The organism is Planococcus sp. RAB007_Raresut, assembly GCF_057369535.1.
Window position 1 is genome coordinate 1 of sequence record NZ_JBXYIF010000034.1, and the last position, 437, is coordinate 437.

General features: G+C 41.6%; 1 pseudogene. It reads right to left on the reverse strand.

The window, feature by feature from the left end:
* Positions 1-113 precede the first annotated feature (113 nt).
* Positions 114-437: pseudogene (locus AC2Q9J_RS17605) on the reverse strand (MocR-like pyridoxine biosynthesis transcription factor PdxR); the annotation flags it as partial.

Sequence of the window (437 nt, forward strand, 5' to 3'; positions counted from 1 at the left end):
AGGGCTTATAGGAAGAGAAGAAGCTAATACAGCTTTTTCTCTTTCTTTGCGTTTGGGAAAGTGTACTTTTACGAACGGTTGATAAGTATGAAACCCATCCTTAAAAATTTAACTTAGGGACTTTTCCAGACCGATGCAAGCCATTGAATGCCCTTCCGAATTTCTCCAATAGTCGGAGCCCCATAACCAATGATCACTCGGTCGGTGGATTTTGTTTCTTGATACATATGGGATACGGAATCAACTTCAATGCCGAGCGAATCAGCCCTTGCAATTGCTTCTTGTTCCGTTAAGTAGGCAGGTAATTGGACAATGATATGCAGTCCAGCCTCATCTCCTTTAACAGAAAAATCTTCTCCCAAAAATTCATCTATCGCTTCAATCAAGCACTTTCTCTTTGAGCGGTAAAGGGTTCGCATTTTGGCGATGTGCTTTTC